Genomic DNA, 20,980 nt, shown 5'->3' with positions numbered 1-20,980 from the left:
TCTATTCTTTTTCCTGCTTTTCCGACGCTTCAGCTTCTCTTGCTGCACTCTCCGGCTGAAGGAAGTCAGACAATCCGTAGTCTGTTCTCACCACGTTTCCTGCCTCATGTAAGTCGTAGATGTCGTGGTTTTTCGTGTCGATATGCTTCGTGGCATGCTCGGGGTGATAGATATGATATTCTATGGCTTTGAATTTCACGAATCGTTTCTTCACGCCCAATCGTTTCAAACGTGCCGAAAGGTCGATGTCTTCGGTACCATATCCCACCATTCTGTTATCGTATCCGTTCACAGCATAGAGGTCATCGCGCCAGAAAGACATGTTGCAGCCGCGTACCATGCCATCCTTCTTATAATTGTAAAACAAGGGAGTAAGCCACGGAAGCCTGATGACGTTGGGTTTGCGGGTAAGTCCGCGGGTGAAGAGATGGGGAATAAAAGCGGGCAGTTTCACAATTCTGTCGGTCAGTTCCTTCGTCAGTTTCCCGCGACTTCCATTGAGGAAATAACCGCGTCGCGCCTCTTTCACGTGGTCTTCTACGAAGTGTCGTTCCATGATAATATCGCCATCAATCTGTACGACGTAGTCGCTTGTGCAAGCGGCAAAGGCTCTGTTCATAATCATCGCCCGTCTGAAGCCTTTATCTTCGTGCCATACGTGCTTGATGGGAAGGCGGTCTTGAAAGCTCTCTACCATGCGTTTTGTCTCTTGGGTAGAACCGTCGTCGGCCACAATCACCTCGTTGGGCATGAGCGTCTGTTGGGTAATGCTGTACAAAGACAGGCGAAGCACGTTGGGGTTGTTATACGTACAGAGAACCACTGCTACTGTTGGTTTCATAGAAAAGCGTGTTGTTTTGGTTTCCAAATAGGCTGTTTAAATATCGGATGGACTACCGGTGCAGCAGGCCATGCCCTTTTACGGCTGTAAAGATACTACATTTACGGCGAATACCGTCTATCTTTCACAAAAGATATCATCAACTTTCTTACAAAAGGGGCAAAGCTGTTTCCTTTTCGCAACCTGCCGATAATCGTTTGGGAGCAAAGCCACTATCGGGCAGCATCTGCGCTTACAGACCGGCGGCACGTGAGTTCGGGATAAAGGGATTTGACCGATAAGCCCTGACAGGGCGATGGACGACAGGCAGGCGGTGGCGCCCGTAGGGCGCGACCCCTGTGCTATGGATTCCCACTACCTAAGCCCCGACGGGGCGCCAGAGGGGTAGTTATCAATAATTCCGTCACTCCTGCGGAGTTTATCTTTTTGCGTATGCTTATCAGGGGCTGCGCTATCGCTTGCCCCTGCCTAAGTTCTTTCGCCCCTTTGGGGCAATTGGACGAGATGCTTTTATACCGAGTTGACGTATCGGCACCCCGCTATTGCGAGATAGACTGTAAGTGTTTGAACAATAGAAGGTTAGCAAGTCTGTTGAGAAAGCTATGCTTTGACGTTGTAAAAGGATAGCTTTCATAGCGTTGAAGCATAGCTCTGAGCGTGTGGAAGCATAGCTTTTAGGAAACAGGAGCAGAATGGTTGCCGGATGGGGGCTTGCCGGAAGACTTTCGGAAAGGGAGAGACAGCCGGTTATCGGGCATCTGTTTGTCGGGTTCTCACTTGCTTGGTCAGTTGCAGGATGTCGCGATAGTGCAGGGCGTTGAGGCCTGTTGCCGTCTTTAGTTGCAAGCGGGCATAGTTGTCTATTTGGTCGAGTTGCTGCAAAGCGTAGAGCCGTGCATCGCTCCGATATGCTTTTGCGCCTGCACCGGTGCGTTCTTTCTCTGAAGGATTAAGCAGCTTGTCGAGGTTGGCAATATAGTTGCGTTGGAGTGCCCGGCGGCTTTTATTGACCAATTCTGCAGGCGATGAGAGCGGTTTCCATACGGCATGGAAGAGGTCTTGCATATAGTCGTCGAGGCGATAAGCCTCCGGAGAGGCCAACGATGCATTGTTGATGCTGTTGAGCAGAGAAGCGGCCATGAGTGTGGAGAGTGCCGTTTCCTGCTTCGTTTGTATGTCGTTGGCGGCATCGGTGCCTGTCATGGATGTGATTTCATCGGGATAAAGCCACACGGGAGCTGTGAAGAGTTGGCGGGAAAGGTAATCCATGGCTGCGCGGGAGCGTGCTGCGGGTATCTGCTCAAAGGGCTTCCGGCCGGGCATATTATTGATATAACGTCCGCCGAGGTTCTTTATCACGTGGTTGTTGTATCTATTGTACTGTTTGATAACGGCCAGATACATCTCTCGGAGGTCGGTGTGGCGTCCGTCGGTCTGCTGCGTCCATTGCGGCAGGCCTTTGATAACGCGTTTCAGATTCTTAATGCCGTAGTCGCTCGCTTTCACGTTGTCGTCGCCAAGGTCTTCGGTCTGTGCACGTGGGTCTTCGTTTCTGCCCTCGCCGCCGAACCACAGTCGCGGGTTGGCAGCTAAGGTGCGGGTGGTTTCTTCGCGCAGTTTCTCTTTCTCCTCGTATTCGTCTTTAAACTCCGGACGGTAGCTGTAGCCCCATCGTATCGCCCATTTGTCGTAGTCGTTGATGCGGGGAAACAGTCCGCGCTCCGTGATTCCGTCTTCCGGTTGGGCAACGTAGTTGAAGCGGGCATAATCCATGATGGAAGCCGTATGTCCGTTGGCTTCCACCCATGCCTTATCTCTGAGCTTTTCAACGGGCGTAGCGTAACTTGCTCCCATGTTGTGACGAAGTCCTAAGGAGTGGCCTACCTCGTGGGAAGAGACAAAGCGTATCAACTCGCCCATCAGCTTTTCGTCGAACTGCATCTTACGTGCACGTGGGTCAAGCGGTGCACATTGCACCATATACCATTTGGTAAGAAGGTTCATTACGTTATGATACCAACCGATATGGCTCTCTATGATTTCGCCGCTACGTGGGTCTACGATGCGTGGCCCGTAAGCGTTTTCGGTTTCCGAAGGCAGATAACGAAGCACGGAAAAGCGGGCATCATCCATGCTAAAGCCCGATTGAGGGTTCCATTCCTTAGCGATGATGGCATTCTTGAAGCCTGCTGATTCAAAAGCAACATTCCAATCGTTCACTCCTTGCATGAGATAAGGCACCCATTGCTTAGGGGTGGCGGGGTCGATGTAGTAAACAATGGGCTTCACAGGTTCCACCAATTCGCCTTTCAGGTAACGTTTGAGGTCTTTGGGAACAAGCCGATAACGCGAAACGAACGACTCCCGTTCGGTCTTGTGCTGGTCGTCTGTGAAGTGGGTAAAGCGATTGATGAAGTAGCCCACTCGCTCATCCCATAGTCGTTTGCGCATAGGTACATCGGGAAGCATCACGATAGATGTGTTCAGGCCTAAGGTAATCGACCCTGTACGCGAAGCAGCTACTCGCCCCGCGTTTACGTTGTAGGTGCGCGTAGTTGCGATTTCGGTATTGATGGGATAGGTTTTTATGGTGTCGATAAACGTCCGGTCTTCGGCCAAAGTTCCGAGTTTGAGCTTTGATGCGGCAGTCTTTGGGATGCTGAGGAGGTTGTTGTCTTTCTTGAAAAGCGGGGTTACGTCAATCAGTTGGGCATGGGTTTTCTTGTTACGGCCGATGATTTTAAATGCGGCAGCAATGGGATCGGCAGACGAGAACTTAAGCGTTGTGGCAATACGGCTATGCTCGTCGGCCTCCTGCGATAACACATAAGCACGCAACAGCATCGTCTTGGGGTCGCGTTGCTCAAAGTATAAAGTGCAACGGCTCACCTCTTCGCCACTGAAAACTCCGAAGTTCTGGGGCACAAAAGCGTATCTCGTCACGGCGAGAAGCATCTTTCCTACCATGGAGTCGGGTATTTCAAAGTACCATTTGTCTTCTATGTGGCGCACGGTAAACATGCCTTGCTGCATACTTCCTCCCTTTTTGAGGAGCATTTCGTAGTCGGATGTTTTCTTTTTGGCCGCCTCCTTCTTCTTGTTTTCTTTGGGTTCGTCGGCCTTTTCGGTGTTTTCCACGCGGGTGGAGTCGTCGGGCAACACTTCTTTTGCTTGTATATGAAAGCTGCAACAGACGGCTAAGAGGACTAAAAGGGTGGTTTTCTTGATGTTCATCTCTTCGTGATTTGACTTGCAAAAGTAGGAAATAAAAGCGGAATAACGGAGCTTTGAAGATGGCATTTAATGATTTTTGAAGGAATGGACATGCCCTTTGTCAGGGTTACAGCCCTGTGTCGATGCCGCTGAAAACAATGAAGCCTCGGAACAAAACAGATGTTCCGAGGCTTCGTCTATCGTGTTTGACGGAATATTGACTACGTGTTTGCCGTCTTATTCCACAGTAACGCTCTTGGCCAAGTTGCGCGGTTGGTCTACATTCAGTCCTTTCTGGACGGCTACATGATAAGCTAACAACTGTAACGGGATAACGCTTAACAGTGGCGCAATGCAGGGTAACGTCTGTGGAATCTCGATGACATCACTTGCTATCTTGCGTACTTGCTCGTCGCCTCTTGTCACGATGGAGATAATATGTCCACCACGAGCCTTTACTTCCTGCATGTTACTGATGATTTTGTTATGTATTTGGTGGTGGGTAGCTACGAAAAGTACGGGCAAATCAGTATCTACCAAGGCGATAGGGCCGTGCTTCATCTCCGCAGCAGGATAGCCTTCGGCGTGGATATAGCTGATTTCCTTCAGCTTCAAGGCACCTTCCAAGGCCACGGGATAGTTCCATCCACGACCTAAATACAGGAAGTTATGGGCATAGGTAAAGGTGCGCGACATCGTTTCTATATAGTCATTAGACTTTAATGTCTCTTCTATTTTCTCCGGAACTCTGCCCAATTCCTGTATGATTTCTCTGTATTCGTTTTCCTCAATGGTGCCTTTCTCGTGTGCCAAGGCCAGCGCAAACATGGTAAGCACTGTGAGTTGGCCGGTAAAAGCCTTAGTGGAAGCCACGCCAATCTCGGGTCCTACGTGGATGTAAGTTCCCGTATCGGTGTTTCGGGCGATACTACTTCCCACAGCATTCACTATCCCATAGACGAATGCCCCTTGTTCCCGAGCCAATTGTATAGCAGCCAACGTGTCGGCAGTTTCACCACTTTGCGAGATAGCAATTACCACATCAGACTTGAAAATGACCGGATTGCGGTATCGGAACTCACTTGCGTACTCCACGGAGACGGGCACCCGACAGAAGTTCTCTATGAGTTGTTTGCCTATAAGGCCTGCATGCCAACTCGTACCGCAGGCTACTATGATGATGCGACTTGCTGCCATGAGGCGCTCTCTGTTGTTTACCATCGCACTGAGTACTATCTTGTGCTCATCGGTCAGTAAGCGACCACGCATACAATCCTTAAGACAATTCGGTTGGTCGAATATCTCTTTGAGCATGAAATGGGGGAAACCGCCCTTGTCGAGCATATCCATGTCGAGCTCCACTTTCTGCACTTCCACGTCGATATGGTTGTTTTCAAGGTTGCAGAGTTCCAAGTCTTTGCCTCGTTCGATAACTGCAATCTCCTCATCGTTGAGGTAGACAACGTTCTTCGTATAGCCTGCAATGGGTGTTGCGTCACTGGCTACGTAGAATTCGTTGTTGTTTTCGCCGATGCCAATCACCATCGGACTGCCTTTTCGGGCAGCTACGAGCTGATTGGGGTTGCGGTTGTCGATGACGAGAATTGCATAAGCACCGATTACTTTGTTAAGGGCGAGACGCACGGCAGTGCTCAAATCGACATTGTTCTTTTGCTGTGTGTACTCAATAAGCTGTACAAGCACTTCTGTATCGGTTTCGCTTTTAAAGTTGAAACCTTTCCCCTCAAGTTGATTGCGTAGTGTGGCGTAATTCTCGATGATGCCGTTGTGGACAATGGAAAGATTGCCGCTTTCCGATTGATGGGGATGTGCATTGATGACGGAGGGTACCCCGTGAGTCGCCCAACGTGTGTGAGCGATGCCTAAAGTGCCGCTGATGTCTTTCCCCTCAACGGCTCTTTCCAAGTCTTCCACTTTGCCTTTGGCCTTATATATATTCATGGCATGGGTATCGCTGATGAGCGATATGCCTGCGCTGTCATAGCCCCGATACTCCAGCCGGTGAAGTCCGCCGATAAGAATGGGGTATGCTTGCTTTGTTCCAATATAGCCTACAATTCCACACATATTGTTATTTCCTTTTCTTTATGTTTGATTTGATGTCATGTTCTCCATGAAAGGAGCGTATGCAAATTTATATTTTTTATTTTAGAACACAAAAAAATGCCCTTCAAAAAGCGAGCCGACATCATCTTCTGACTGTGCTGCTACTCGTTCAGGAAGCATCCGTGTTATGTTTTATCCAATACTTTTCTGAGATAGATGAAAGTCTTTCCTGTTTCTATATGGCTCTTTTCGGCCAATAATTTCAATGTCTTGTACGCGGAATGGCTGTGGTTCAATCGTTTTACAATGATGTAGAAACCTGTTGTATTGAAGAATCCGATGAGGCAAACCACGAAGAGTTGTACCGTGGGAGAGCCTCCTAATTGATACGAAAGCAACCAACATGCCACATTGAGAAGATTCAACAGATTGACGAAAAAGGCCGTTCCCACATGCGAGAAGCCGATTTCGATAAACAGATGGTGCAGGTGTGTCTTGTCGGGATGAAAGGGGGAATTGCCTTTCAGCATGCGTGTGGTCATCACGCGCAAAGTGTCGAACACCGGAATAGACAGTACCGATAAGGTGAAAGCTACTACGCCCATGTTCGGATAGTTATAAGCCACGCGCGAATGGGTATCCAATATATGGAAGATGAATATGCTCAGAATAGTTCCCATCATGAGTGTTCCACTGTCGCCGATAAACATTTTTGATGTTTTACCAAAGACATTGTGCAAGAAAAAGGGAATGAGCGACCCCACAGAGAGCATGGCCATCACGGTCATACTTCCGTCTCCGGAGGTTACAAAGGCAAAGCCAAAGATGGCGCAGGCCAATATGCAAAAGCCCGACGACAAGCCATCTACTCCATCTATCATATTGATGGCGTTGATAATGCCGGTTCCCGATACGATGGAAATGGGTATGGCAACATATACGGGCAGCTCATATAGCCCTAAAGCGCCATGGAAATTGTCCAAGCTATATCGGCTCATATACATCAGAAAGCCGATGATGAGCACCTCGGTGCATAGCCTTAACGTGGCACTAAGCCCCATGATGTCGTCCATCGTTCCCATATACATCATGATAGTGATAGCTACGATGGTAGGAAAGAGGGCATAGCTATCGAAGAACACACTGGTAACGCCGGCTCCGACCACAATTCCCCAGAACACGGCGATACCTCCCAACACGGGGATAGGATTCTTTTGCAGTTTCCGGGCGTTAGGATTATCCACTAAATTCTTGTTGATAGCCAACCTCACAATGGCCGGATGAATGAGATAAACCAATATCATCGACCCGAGAAAGGGGATGATGAGACCGCCGACAAGTATTCTTAAATTCATAGATTGATAACTCTTTTATCTTTTTTCCCAAAACTGTGTGCGATGTAAACCATCTTTTATAAAGTTCGGAACATCGTAAAGTGCTTCTTCGGGAAACATGGTTACGTTTCTGAACTTCATCTTCAAATGCCCTGTAAGGGCTTTCCATCTCCTTAAAAGATAATACTTCGATTGGCTTTTTATACGCTTATCATGCTGTCCGAAGTTACCGGAGTCGAGGATATACCGCAGTACTTTCCGGCTTTCTGCCGTGTATTTTCCTTTCCGGTACAGAGGCATCGCCTCTTCGGGGCAGCCCAACAGCTCTACCGCCATTGTGGCAAAGACGCGCCAAATCTTGCCTAATCCGAGCTTTTCGATGTCTTTTTCCAATGTGGAAAGGTCTATCTCCTCTCTTTTTACGTAAAGGAATCGCATCCAATCGCTCACTTGTCGGAGGCCGATACCTCCCCCGAAATAGTGCCGTACGGTATGTATCAGGATAAAGATGGCATCGAAGCAGACCGGAGGAATTGCTATCTGTCCACCGGCTATCTCTATTGTATTATCGTAAGGGCAGCCTGTTATATTGTGTAACCAACCGTTAAAATTCTTATCTAACTTGCGATTGATGCGCAAAACAATCTTTCCGTGCAGTTCGATGACGATGTTTTGGTACTCGAAAGTGGCGTGCAGCGAGTCGGGTTGCAGTTCTTCCGTTCGTCGGAATGTCTGCGAGAAGAGGTTGTAGGCTTGGTAGAACTGTTGTAAATTGGGAAAGAAGAGGTCGATGTCGCCCGACTGCCGCAGTTCAGGTGCAGGATAATGACAAGCCAATCCTTGCCCTTTCAGCAACCAAGTTCTGATGCCTTCTGCTTTGAGCAGCGAGAAGAGTTGGGGTAAGAGCCGGTTCATGGCTTCATTGGCTCTCTGTACCGACAGCACCGAACCGATGAGTTGTAGCCGTAGGTCATGAGGCACGAGGTCTTTCGGCAGGTGCGATAAGGCATCAGCCGTACAGGCTATAGCCGTCTGCTGTTTGGCTATCTCAACGATGCGCGACCAATCTGTGGCTTCCGAAGCAAACAGTTCGTCTTTCAAAGGCGTACCCCAAAGGCTGCTTTTGTAAAGCTCTAAAAATTGTATCTCTGTGTGATTCAACTTTTTCATGTGGCTGCTTTTGCTACGGGAGTTTGCTTTCGGTGCGTCGGTTGCTAAAAAATGACAGGCAGGAAAAGGTCGATGACGGACTATTTCTTTCTCAAAAAATGCTGATAAATCCATGTTCTCAGCACATTAGGCATGAGGAACTGTACGGCCGACCTTACTGCATAGTTGTATAAAAGACGAGGAAGCGTGATGACACCTTCCTTATACATGAAGTGAAACATCTTGATTTGGCTCTTCATATACTTGATTCCACCGCGACGGGCATATTGGTCTCTGCCGGCGCGCACATTGACAACAACGTCCGGAATGTTTCTGAACACGCAACCACCCTTTATCATCCGTGCCCACAGATAATAGTCCTCTTGATGATAAAAAGGTTGATAGTTGCCTACGCGCAGCAGCTCCGACTTCTTGAAAATCACGGTTACATGGTTTACACCACAACGGGAACGCATGAATTTCTTAATCTTTGCATCGGTCAACGGTAATAGACGACGTCCTGTGATGTTGTCTGGTGTATCGACAAACTCCGTTATCATGCCCCCTACAATCGAGAGGGATGGGTCTTCACGGAAACATTTTATCTGCTTCTCAAAGCGTTCCGGCAGCGAAATATCATCGCTATCCATACGCGCAATGTAGTCGTAACGGGCGTTTTCCACAGCTATTCTGAGTGCTTCGCCAAGTCCTGCATTCTTCTCTTGATAGAGAGGACGTAGCTGGGGGAATCGTTTGCGGGTGTGTTCGATGACCTCGCGCAGGGCATCGGGTATGGGACCGTCGGCCACCAATACGATTTCGTCGGGTACGCAGGTTTGCTTGATAATGCTGTCGAGTGCCGTCTGCACGTATTCGGGGTTATCGTTTTTATAGACCGACATGGCCACCGAGAATTTCAGTTTGTCCATATATGCTGTTTGATGCTTTCAGATGGGGGTTATCGTGCTATGGAGCGGAGTGTTTTGAAGTTCGTTTTCTACGGTTGGTCACCCGTTTTTGGGCTCATGGGGCTTCAACCATCTGCCGCTTTGTTGTATCACATTGATAACAAGTAAGTTATCTTCAATATTGAAAAAGCATAGCTTTTGCGTTATGAAAGGATAGCTTTGAGCGTGTAAAAGCTATCTTTCTACCCGTTAAAAGCATAGCTTTTGTTTTGCCATATCTTTCATCCGCTTTTTCGTGGTGATGGAGATACCTGTCTGCCGGCTTTGCTTTAGCCATAGAAAAGATAAAGAGGTGAGAGATGTGAAGAGAACAAACGGGATGTTTCAAATGATTTTTAAACCGTTATAGGTTGAAGGGCGTTTACTCCAATATCATTGTATCGCACTTTCAGCGCTCTGTTTGTGGGTGATCTTTTACCCAGCGCTTCGCACTGGGCTCATATCTTTCGCACTTTCAGTGCTTTGTTTGTGGATGGTCTTTTACCCAGCGCTTCGCACCGGATTCATCTGTTTCGCACTTTCAGTGTTTTGTTTGTAGATGGTTTTTTACCCAGCGCTTCGCACTGGGCTTATATCTTTCGCACTTTCAGTGCTCTATTTGTGGGTGGTCTTTTATCCAGTACTTCGCACTATGCTCATATCTTTCGCACTTTCAGTGCTTTGTTCGTGGATGGTTTTTTACCCAGCGCTTCGCACCGGATTCATATGTTTCGCACTTTCATTGCTCTGTTTTTTGATGCGTTTTGTTCATCAGTGAGCATAGAACAATGGTCGTTTAGGTTTATTATATACTGTGTTGCCGGTGTGGGGTATCAAGATTTTCGTACTGCGTAACCATCGTTCGTACTTTTCTTTGCTTCCTCTTCGTGTCAGCGAACTTCGTTTCCGCTTCGCTTCGCATAGCGAACTTTGTTTCTGCGTTTTTGTCTTGATGGCTGTCCGCAATCGCTTTTATGCTATATTTGTGGTGTAATCGAGCTCTGAAAGAGCGTTATATATCAGCCCAGCGCAAAGCGCCGGGTATTGTGATGTGCCCTAAATAGAGCGCTGAAGGTGCGATACAACATTCCATGAAAACACCTTCTCTCCTAATACCACCCTCATATCACTCCTTTCTTCTTATCTTTCCTATGCAAAAACGACGAATGACTAATCATTCCAAACATATTTTTCGTTATACTCAATTTTGTAACGACGGAAGAATTCTCTTAACTCTTCTTGATACGAATGTTTGACATGATGACTTTCCTGTTGTTCAATATACTGTTTCACATTCTCACATATAGATGCACTGACAGAGAATGCTCCATATCCATGCTGCCATGCAAACTTTTGATAGCAGGAATTCTTTTCTTTCAACCATCTTGTAGAATTGATTTTCAACTGTTCTACGACATTTGCAATAGATTGCATTCGTGATAATACAAATAGGAGATGAATGTGGTCTGGCATGCCGTTTATCTTTATCGGGACACAATCTAATTCTTTCAATATCCCTCCCATATAATTATATAATGCTCCATCAACCTCTTTTTTGATAGGTACAGAGGATGAAGCAATATGGAAAATAATGTGTATATAGACCTTGGATAAAGATTGTGCCATAACTTTTCACTATTTGTCTATCAGACTTATGACAGAAAAAAGATATCGTTTGCCCCTTTCAATAAATTCTATTCTCATATCATAAAGAAACGGTTGCGTCCTCAATGGAAAGTTTCTTGATGGTAAATCGTCATATACCTCCGATAAAAACTTTCGGGAGAATAGTCTCGGTCAAAACGTTTCTTGATGTTTGTGCATAGCTCCGGACGTGTCATGGCTGTTTGAATGGCTGCTGCCAATGCCGTTTCTGAGGGCATGGGGAATGTGATTAGTTCATCGTCGGTGAAACATTCCTTAACAACGGGTAAGGCGGAACAGACCACCCGCTTACCGTAGTCGGCGGCTTCGAGCAGTGCTAACGGGAAACCCTCACTGCGACTTGGCAGTGCATAGATATCGTACAGAGAGAGATAACGATGTGCACGTGGACGAGCCCCTGCAAAGCGAATGCGCGGGGCGAGGTCTTTATCGACCATCGACTTGAATAATGCTTCTTCTTTTCCTGTCCCCACGATGTAAAGTTTATAAGTGTCGGGCAACAGGCGCATGGCTTTGAGCATCACGTCGATGCCTTTGCGCAACAACAATACACAGTTCATGCCTATCAAAATGCCGTTTCCCTTAAAACGTTGCAGTTGTAGTTGTTCTTTTTCTGAGAGTGTTTCGGTGTGAGACAGTACTCGAGTATTATAGGCGTAAGTAAGCTTTTGGGCGGGCATCTTCCCTTGATAGTAGTGCTGCATATGCTTACTGAGGCACACGATTTTATCGAACGAGCGTGCCGAAAACAAGAATAACAAACAGAGTAACATGCCTTTTAAGGGTGAATAAGTGTCGGTAAAGTCTTGCCAACAATAGCAATGTAGGGTTGTAATGAGCTTGGGCGAAAGTTTGCCGTGTTGCCTTAATCGTTTTTTGTGCTTGGATACCCAGAGCATGGGGGCAAGTCCGTGGGCATGAATCACGTCCGCTTGGTAAATACTTTCATCCAACTTCTGCATCGAACAGGGAAAATCAAGAATCTCTTTCTTCTCTTTTAAATAGTAGACCACACAGCGATGTCCGTGCAACTGAAATTGTGTCACTAAATCAAGTACTACATTGTTTACCCCTGATTCTCCTAAATGATTAATGATATAGGCTATCTTTTGTGGCATAATGTAGAAGAATATATTATTACTTTATGAGAAATGAACGATAAAAGGATGTTTAATGTGAGTATGCAAACCACAGATTGCCACAAAGGAATTATATTAAAATGGTAGATAAGCAAAATACTAATGCCTTGAAATAAGTACATTTCATAGCTAATCATACAGAAAAAACGAGTGATTTTTGTGCTGTAATGTGCTGGAATCTTCGTGATTAACAGAATAAAAGTACATACGTAAAGCGGTACTCCAATAATTCCTGCCCCTTTAAAGATGGGTCTATTTTCTATATAAGAAAATGAAATGAAGGTAAAGAGGATAAAAGCAGAGACATAAACATACCATTTCGAAGCCCATATAATCCATTGCTTCTCATTCTGTTGCACGACCATTCCTATTAAGAAAGCATAGTTGCTTGTATAAATATGGCTATTATTAGATGTTTTTATCATAATGGCAAAGGAGGTGAAAAGAATAAATAAAATAAGAAGATGAATCTTATTGTCTTTGATAAGTTGACGCGTACTAAAATAACAAATATAGATTGCTACTAAAACACTGATAAACCAAGTATGAGGAAGTAAGATTTGACCATCTAAAAAAACTCCTTTAAGAATGTTGTGAACAGTCTCTTTTTCTACCACAATAGCTAAAAATAAATAACAAATCACGGGAATTATAAAAGGAATAAAAAGTTTTTTTAGTTTCGCAGGTAACGCCCTGAAACTTATTTTACCCTTACGATATTGGCATTCTAACCCATAACCACTCATAAAAAAGAACAACCCCACAATATAGGGACCTGTAAAACGAAAATCGTATAATACACTTTGTGAAGCATTAAATGATATATGATGAAGAATGATGCCAAAAGGAAGTATCGCTTTCAGTAGATTTGTTTTGTCAAGTGTAAAGTCTGTTGGGACAAAATCTGTATTCTTTGCGCAAAGAAGCAGATAAAAAGTAAGTATAATGAGTGTTGATAACATCGCTACAAGTGTTTAATTGTTTCTTCAATAGGACTAAATTTCCATGGAGTTCCTAAATAGCGGGCAGGTGTATTCTCTTTAATTACTCTTGCAGGGTTTCCTGCCACTGTGCAGTTAGAATGTATGTTTTTAGGAACAATACTGCCTGCCCCTATAGTACTATTACTGCCAATGGAAATCGCTTCTATAAGTAATACAGATGGTGCCATATATACGTTATCCCCTATGTAAGCAGCCCTTGTATGATTTGCTCCAATATTGGTAAATTGGCTTATTGTTACATTATTTCCTATGATGGCAGAAGAATTTATAACTATAGACAATGGATGTCCTATATATATTCCAAACCCAATACGGGTGCTTGCAGGAATAAGCATATGATATTTAAACATATTCCTCCTATGAATAAATTTTGCAATCATCCATAAAAGATTTTTCTTTTTATACGAAGCTATACGAAGCCAGAATAGAAACCAAAAGGTGGGTTCTATAAAAAGAAAAGCCAACGTAGCAGAAAAGTTAGCCGTTTTACCTTTCATTCTAAAATAATCACTTTGTATGAACGTCCACACATCTTTGTAATTTTCTGCAATAGGGAGGTGAATATCAACTTCTTTTATATACTCGTACTTCATAGAAGTTTATGGCTTATGTTATGTATGTATTAAAGAACCTTCTCTTCGTTTGTTTAATGTGTTAATGAGCTTAGGGGTAAAGTTGTCTATTGTACAGAGTAAGCCCAAGGAAAGATATACGTAATTTTCACGGTTATAACTCCATTACTTTTTTCAACAAAGGATTCTTAAACGATGGCAGCGGAGTAATCTTTGTCGCATCTACCCAGATGGAATCGCCCTTCTGATGGGGAATAGGTACGAAACGCGAAGCCTTTGATGGGTTTGTGATAGTCGTGTCTTCCACATTTCCCCCGTAAACTTTATGGATAAAACTCCAGTTGGTGGTTTTGAAGGTGGCTGCTTTTGGCTGTTGTCGTATCTTCTCCACATACGTGCGAATAATATATGTATGACGGATGCCAAAGCCCGTTGCAATGGCTGTATCGAGGGTAATATTGAGAAGTACGAGCACATACAAGCCCCTTCTTATATAGCGGGCACCGCGCCATCTGAAACCGGCCAGCTCGGAATAGAGCATGAACAGCAACGGGATGAGATAGACAAAGGGTACATATCGGTAACAAGAGCCATAGGGCAAGACGAACTGTGCCAGAAAGAGAATGGCCGTTGTTAGTAACACGGGCTTACGAGCGGGATGATTGCGGCACAACAATAATAGTATGATACTCAACAACAGGATGTCTACAAAAAACAATCCGCCACCCCCAACGTTGGCTGTCATGGCACCGGATTTCATGATGTTGGTCGCTGTTATCTTGTAAGGCGGAATGTATGCAGACCTATAGCCGCCGTTGGGTCGTGCTGTCAGTCCGATAAAGACTTGTTTTACTCTGGGCTCATTGACGATGTATCGAGGTTGACATCCAGAGATAATGGCACTTGTAACGGGTGCTCCCAACTGTTTATCGCCGAAAGGATAGATGGGATTGTGATGGTCTTTAAAGTTGGTAATAAAGGGATTGAAACAGGCAATGAACAGCATGGAGACCACGCTCAGCATGGCCGTGAGAAATACTTGCTTCATAAGTGCACGTTTCTTCTTCACCCATAGGAAGATAAGGAAGAAGAAAACGAAATAGCCCATCCAAAAGGTGATGTTGAGTTTTGTGCTTCCCCCGATGAAGATGGTCATGAAAAGAAGATACAGCAGCCTATGATTCGGCTTCCTGTTCAGTCGGTATAAGATGATGAACAACCACACCACACTGTAATAAGTCACCCAATCGATGTAAAACGTAAACAGTTCGCAGGCCACAATAGGAGAAAGAGCCAAGACGAAAGCATAAAAGAGAATCTTCCGTTTGGACTTGAGAGGGAAATCAGAAGAAAGGAAATCGCATAGTAAAAGGAAAGTGGCCGTCAGCATGATGAGGTTGACTGCCTTCCCCGACTCTACGTTTCCTGTCACAGCGACAATGGTGGCAGCCATCGTCTCAATGCCTTTGCAATAGTGATCTATCCAGAGATTGGCCGTATGAACATCGGCTATGATGGGGTTGTGACTTTCGTAGACGGGATTCCATCCATGGGAAAGAGCATAGGCAGCAGGCATGTGGTACCATTGTCCGTCGGCACTGTAGTCATAGATAAGTGCTGAGAGACCTATCGATACGATGATGATGATCAATGCTGAAGCGATCTCTCTTACGTGTCGGCCTGTCTCTTTCCCAAAAAACAGACAGCCAAACAGGAATGAAAGGGGCAGATGGAAGAGCGTTATCGTACCTCCCACAAGCCATGAAAGGCCTGATAAGAAGACCGTATAGAAGAGCGTTGCATAGAGCAACACGGCTATATGACGGAACGTTTGGGGCATTGCGAGCGGTTACAGATAGATGAAAAGGGCGAAATGAAGTATCCATCCGACGATACATGCCTGCACGAAGCGGTCTTTGAGCAACACTTTTGTGGGGCTTCCGCTTTTCACATCGACAATGGTGAGCTGCAGATAACGGATGAGACCGGCCAATACCCAAACAGCAGTCAGATAGATGTATTGTGAATGAAAGCGCATGATGACATCATCGCTGACCGTGTACATGATGTAGCAAATCATTGTAATGGCGGCAATGAGGGAAATGACCTGATTCATGAACTCAAGGTTGTAGCGATTTACATTTCTGCGCATCATCGTTGTGGTGTTGGCATAGATAACCACATCGTCGCGTCTTTTCGCAAATGCAAGAAAGAGGGCGAGGAGAAAGGTCATGAGTACAATCCAATGGGTGATATAGATGCCGGTGGTAAAACCTCCTACTAACACGCGCAGTACGAAGCCGACAGCAATGATGAATACGTCGATGATAGCCTTCTGCTTTAAGTAAAGACAATAAGCAAGGTTTATCACAAAGTAGACACCGAGCAGTCCGTAAAGCACGGTTCGTGTGGATATGAGTGAGGCAAACGCCAAAGACAGGGCGATACAGGTGCCCATCAGCAGATAACCGCCTGTCTTTGAGATTTTACCGGCTGCCAACGGACGCTTGCATTTCTGCGGGTGCTTTCTGTCGGATTCTACATCTAAGATGTCATTGAAACAGTAGATGGCACTTGCCATGAAGCAGTAAGCGATAAAAGCGATACCGGCAATACCCACATCGTGTATCTCCAGCAGGTGACGGCTGAAGAACAACGGTATGAAGATAAAGATATTCTTCAACCACTGTTGGGGGCGCAACAAGAGAAAGATGTTTTTAAGCATACGTAATAGGGTGTATATAAAAAATGTCTGTAGATGTTATGCTATCAATAGATACTTTCAGGGATTTCGTATGAGACGACCTTTATGGAATCTTTGATAGATATAGCTATAGCAAGAGAATGTTATTTATGTTTTACGGGTCTGTTTTTTCTCAGAAAGAACAGAATGTTGTACACTAAATTGATATCCATTGCATCTATGATATACAACAAACAAGCGGCAGGAAAGCAAAGTAATGCAACAGAGGCAGAAACGCCTTTAAGTATTTCCGATAAGGGGCGGTGTGAATGGAATGCAAATCTGAAATAATTAATTCCATTCTTGAAAATCTCGAAATTTACCTTTGCGCCTTGCTTTTTCTTTTTTGATAGAATTTTGATGTACTGCGAATAAGTAAGCATGGTGCCAATGGGATTATCCGAAAGTACTTTCGCTAGGTTTGATGTGATACTCGCTTCGTTATATTCTCTTATGTAAATGGCTTCGGGTACATATATCGCATCGTATTTCTCTGCGATTTGTTGCCACATATATGATTCTAAACAGAACTTTTCTCCCTGAATTTCCGGCATGGGAAATTCTAAGAATACTTCTCGTTTTACGACTTCCAATCGGTCTCCTTTTGCTTTATCGATAATACGATAATCAGTGAAGTTCGTTTGATGAAGCTCTGTATAAGGATGATAGCCAACGATTTCTCCTGTCGAAAATTTCGTAAGGAAAACAATGGAGCAAAGATGTGGATTCGTATCTAATATTTTTTTATACTGAAGCACTTTCTCAACGGTATCTTCGGTTAGGTAATCGTCAGGGTCAAGTCTTAATATCAAATCCCCGTGTGCTTGCTTTACTCCAAGATTGAAGGTTCTGTTCAATCCCTCATTTTGTTTGTCTGTGAAGCGAATGGGGAATTTATCTGTTTGAAAGGTCTTGATGATATCCAACGTATCATCCGTACTTCCGTCATTGATAAGTACCCATTCAAAATCGAAAACAGTTTGGTTTAAAAGACTTTGATAGGTTCTTTCTATCGTTTTCCCCTTGTTATACGCGGGCGTTAATATCGTTATGGGAATATTCATCTCCTTTTTATTTTAAAGAAAGTTATTATGGATGATGGTTTTGTTTATCGGGTGATTTCAAACAACAGCTTTTCCCACTTGTCTATTATCTTATTGGGCAGGAAACGTTTTGATGCTTCTATCGCATTTTTTTGAAGTTTTTCTCTATAAGCTATGTCTGTAAGAAGGGTGTCTAACTTTGCAACTAAGTCCTCAACTTGTTCCGGTATACATAACAATCCTTCGTTTCCATGACGGATAATTTCATGTTGCCGGCCTTTATAATCACAAGCAATACAAGCGCATCCTTGCGACATGGCTTCCAATAATACCAATCCGAAAGCCTCGTACCGACTGCTTAGGACAAAGATTGCGGCCTCTCTGTAGACATCGATAATATTTTCTTTAAAGCCTAATAATTGGAATTGATGAGGTGCCATTCCGCTTTTTATCGCTAAATCGATTAAGAGCTGTTGACTTTCTTCATTTCCGACACCGGCTATTTGCAATATCCAATCCGGATGTTTGGCCGACAACTTTCCCCACGCTTCTATCAACAAATCAAATCCTTTGTAATACCAATCTTCTAATCTCCCTGCTGCCAAGATGACATTTCTTTTTGGGGGAACATCTCCTAGCGGTTCTAACGATAGAGGATTGGGCATGACATGCGTATTCTTAAACATCTTCTCTGCGATTGCTTTATCAGCATTTGTCAGTACGGTGACATGGTCATACAGCTTGTTCAATTGAAACATGTGAAAAGATTCCATATGTGAAAACTTCGCCGATGCCGGTCGTTCAAGTGCATCATGTATGGTGCTGACCACGGGAATAGACTTCCCTATACATGCAAATTTTGCTCGTAGAGAACATGTCCACATGATGCCCACGACAACATCCGGCTTCTCTTGTCTTACGTATTTACGTAATAAGAAAAAGGAAGTAATCCATTTGAGGTATTTGTTTTTTCGTTGGGGGAAGAGATTCTTTAATTCAACGTCGGAACAAATAGGATAGGTGATTTCATCAAATAAGTTGGCAATAAGAGTGATCTGATGTCCGCGTTGAGACAGACCATTGGCCAACATGGCAGCCACACGCTCTGCTCCACCAAAGCATAACCGTGTACAGACGATAAATATTTTCATTTTCTCTTATGAAAGGTTGGAACCGGCCATCTCTATCATTGCCCCATTATACTTACTATAGAAGAAATAGATGAGTATAACGCCTAAAACCATATAATAAAGAATACGAACATTCTTTTTAAATGCCATTCCTATAACCGGCAAGATAAACATTTCCATGGTTGCAAACATAGTTGACGTTCTACCGGATAATGCTGTATAATTACAGAAAAAGATAAGAATCATTGTAGAATAGAAATATCCTGTTCGTAGAAGATAATAATAAGGGGCAATTTGCTTTAGTTTTTCTTCCATGAAAGTAAAGACGAGAAGTACTGCTAATTGGAAATAGATTAATGGATTTCTAAGTCCCAAGGCTTCTTCTACATAGCTTCCTTGCGTATAAGTCTCATATTGTAAATCTTCACTCCACGAATCGACGGTTCCCGAAATAGAGCTTGCTATCACTTGAGATAGGATAAAAGCAGCAATGAGACTGATAACAATCGTTGTTTTATTAAATCTTACTTTATAAAGGAAATAAACAGGTAGGGCGATAATGGCCATACGATGAAACTGATAAGCAAGGAATACGACTCCTAAGAATTTCCATATCTCCTTTTTATATATAAAGTCTATTGTGAAGATAATCAATAGAATTGCCAATGAAGAACGCATTTGCGTGAAATCTCTGTTTAAGAGGAATCTCCCGATATAGTCGCATATACCGATAAGTGGAAAGATACAATATTTGGTCAGAGACTTATATAGCAGGAACATGGATATTGCGCCCATTACGACTAAATAAAAGAAAGAATCATTGTAGATGGTCTTGATAATGGAAGCCAAATAGAAATACCCTATCTCTGAATAGCCAAAAGGAATCGTATCAGCATGGATTTGGAAAATGGTTGGCGCTTGGTTGAATGCCATGACATATACAAAGGTATCTGCCCAAGCAAGATCTCTGTTACCAATCATCCAAGTTAAGATGATACAGACAAGTATCAATAGGTTTTTCTGTATCTGAACACTTTTTTGAAGTGTTGTAACAGCAATGAAATAGAGGCCGATAAATAATATAGGTATCATGAGGACGCTCTTCTATTACTAAAATAAGAATACCCGATTATTTATTCTTAAGAATATGCAAGCATTTAAGCCCTTTCTTGCATGCCTGCTTCGTTTGAAAACCTATATTAAAGAGCTTTTTCGACAAATGGTAATATCCATGGAATGCCATATAGTACAAAAAAGTCATATAGCGCGGTTCTTGCCCTTTCATAAAAAGCGATTGATACTGTCCAAACCTTTTCTGGAACTGACGGGAATTGTACACATGCTCACCAAACAAATAAGCACGACTGATAATACTCTTGGTTTTTTCTCTATCAACCAGCTCTTTGTATTCAGTATCGGCAAACAGTTCTACAAACATATCTCTGGTACGGATATCCATTTGCAATGTCTCTTCGTCATAGAATCTTGATAATGAATGAGGATATTGTACATAGTGATAATAAGCTCGGGGAGTATATGCTATCTTTATATCATTTTTGAACAGATTGCAGATTGCATACTGATCCTCCCTTCCATAGATACCTTGTGGGTAAAGAATACCGTACTTTGTATAACATTCTCGACGGATTAATTTATTAAAAGTAAAACAACCGACCTTCCCTATTATTAAATCCTCTAATATTTCTGCAGATTGCGTGCTTGAGGGTCTTTGGGAAGAATAAGTTTGGCGATATTTATCATTGTAATAGATGGCACACATCACTACATCCGCCTTTGTTTTTTCCGCAATGCTGTAAAGTTCTTCCAAGCATTGTGGTTCTACCCAATCATCAGGGTCGAAGAATATGGTATATTCTCCTAATGCTCTTTCCAATCCATAATTACGTGCAGAGCTTAACCCGCCGTTTTCTTTATGGAAGACTCTGATATGCTGATGTTTGTTTCCATATTCATCGCAAATCTCTTTACAACTGTCTGTAGAACCATCATCAATAAGCAGTAGTTCAAAGTTTGAGAACGTTTGGGCTAAGATACTGTCTAAAGCTCTTCTTATATATTTTTCGACATTATATATAGGAACAATAACACTTATTTTAGGTAGCATACGAAGAT

General features: G+C 43.8%; 16 protein-coding genes. All 16 read right to left on the bottom strand.

What is annotated here, in order from left to right; all coding sequences use genetic code 11:
* Position 1: 1 nt before the first annotated feature.
* Positions 2-841, bottom strand: coding sequence for a glycosyltransferase family 2 protein (locus HMPREF0658_RS06705; protein WP_006949600.1), 840 nt, complete (start codon positions 839-841; stop codon positions 2-4).
* A 747-nt stretch (positions 842-1,588) separates the two neighbouring features.
* Complete coding sequence (locus tag HMPREF0658_RS06700) at positions 1,589-4,075, bottom strand: zinc-dependent metalloprotease (protein ID WP_040557714.1); 2,487 nt, start codon at positions 4,073-4,075, stop codon at positions 1,589-1,591.
* A 216-nt stretch (positions 4,076-4,291) separates the two neighbouring features.
* On the bottom strand, positions 4,292-6,142 hold the full coding sequence (gene glmS / locus HMPREF0658_RS06695) for a glutamine--fructose-6-phosphate transaminase (isomerizing) (RefSeq protein ID WP_006949594.1): 1,851 nt from the start codon (positions 6,140-6,142) through the stop codon (positions 4,292-4,294).
* A 164-nt stretch (positions 6,143-6,306) separates the two neighbouring features.
* Positions 6,307-7,476, bottom strand: a complete 1,170-nt coding sequence (locus HMPREF0658_RS06690; RefSeq protein ID WP_006949587.1) for an MraY family glycosyltransferase — start codon at positions 7,474-7,476, stop codon at positions 6,307-6,309.
* A gap of 15 nt (positions 7,477-7,491) precedes the next feature.
* The gene (locus HMPREF0658_RS06685; protein ID WP_006949585.1) at positions 7,492-8,625 is read right to left on the bottom strand and encodes a nucleotidyltransferase family protein; all 1,134 of its coding nucleotides are present in this window, start codon (positions 8,623-8,625) and stop codon (positions 7,492-7,494) included.
* An 80-nt stretch (positions 8,626-8,705) separates the two neighbouring features.
* Complete coding sequence (locus HMPREF0658_RS06680) at positions 8,706-9,533, bottom strand: glycosyltransferase (RefSeq protein WP_006949583.1); 828 nt, start codon at positions 9,531-9,533, stop codon at positions 8,706-8,708.
* A 1,188-nt stretch (positions 9,534-10,721) separates the two neighbouring features.
* Entirely contained in the window at positions 10,722-11,177 is a 456-nt protein-coding gene (tnpA, locus tag HMPREF0658_RS06675; RefSeq protein ID WP_006949578.1) for an IS200/IS605 family transposase, read from the bottom strand.
* Positions 11,178-11,278: 101 nt separating this feature from the next.
* On the bottom strand, positions 11,279-12,334 hold the full coding sequence (locus HMPREF0658_RS06670; protein WP_006949576.1) for a glycosyltransferase family 4 protein: 1,056 nt from the start codon (positions 12,332-12,334) through the stop codon (positions 11,279-11,281).
* A complete protein-coding gene (locus HMPREF0658_RS06665) occupies positions 12,319-13,317 on the bottom strand; it encodes an acyltransferase family protein (RefSeq protein ID WP_006949575.1) in 999 nt (332 codons plus the stop codon). Before HMPREF0658_RS06665 ends, HMPREF0658_RS06670 begins: the two co-directional genes overlap by 16 nt.
* 2 nt (positions 13,318-13,319) lie before the next feature.
* Complete coding sequence (locus HMPREF0658_RS06660) at positions 13,320-13,952, bottom strand: serine O-acetyltransferase (RefSeq protein WP_006949574.1); 633 nt, start codon at positions 13,950-13,952, stop codon at positions 13,320-13,322.
* A 133-nt stretch (positions 13,953-14,085) separates the two neighbouring features.
* Entirely contained in the window at positions 14,086-15,771 is a 1,686-nt protein-coding gene (locus HMPREF0658_RS06655) for a hypothetical protein (RefSeq protein WP_006949573.1), read from the bottom strand.
* A gap of 9 nt (positions 15,772-15,780) precedes the next feature.
* Positions 15,781-16,656, bottom strand: coding sequence for a UbiA prenyltransferase family protein (locus tag HMPREF0658_RS06650; protein WP_006949572.1), 876 nt, complete (start codon positions 16,654-16,656; stop codon positions 15,781-15,783).
* A 122-nt stretch (positions 16,657-16,778) separates the two neighbouring features.
* Positions 16,779-17,738: a glycosyltransferase family 2 protein gene (locus HMPREF0658_RS06645; protein ID WP_006949570.1), complete on the bottom strand. Its 960-nt coding sequence runs from the start codon at positions 17,736-17,738 to the stop codon at positions 16,779-16,781.
* A gap of 44 nt (positions 17,739-17,782) precedes the next feature.
* Positions 17,783-18,868: a glycosyltransferase family 4 protein gene (locus HMPREF0658_RS06640; protein ID WP_006949567.1), complete on the bottom strand. Its 1,086-nt coding sequence runs from the start codon at positions 18,866-18,868 to the stop codon at positions 17,783-17,785.
* A gap of 6 nt (positions 18,869-18,874) precedes the next feature.
* Positions 18,875-19,939 carry an EpsG family protein gene (locus HMPREF0658_RS06635; RefSeq protein ID WP_006949565.1) on the bottom strand — a complete coding sequence of 355 codons (1,065 nt, stop codon included), beginning with the start codon at positions 19,937-19,939 and terminating at the stop codon, positions 18,875-18,877.
* 37 nt (positions 19,940-19,976) lie between these two features.
* On the bottom strand, positions 19,977-20,972 hold the full coding sequence (locus tag HMPREF0658_RS06630; protein WP_006949563.1) for a glycosyltransferase family 2 protein: 996 nt from the start codon (positions 20,970-20,972) through the stop codon (positions 19,977-19,979).
* Between the last annotated feature and the right edge of the window lie 8 nt (positions 20,973-20,980).

Source organism: Hoylesella marshii DSM 16973 = JCM 13450, from assembly GCF_000146675.1.
Lineage (GTDB): Bacteria > Bacteroidota > Bacteroidia > Bacteroidales > Bacteroidaceae > Prevotella > Prevotella marshii.
The sequence above is the reverse complement of the archived record's forward strand: the minus strand, read 5'-3'. Positions and strand labels throughout refer to the sequence as shown.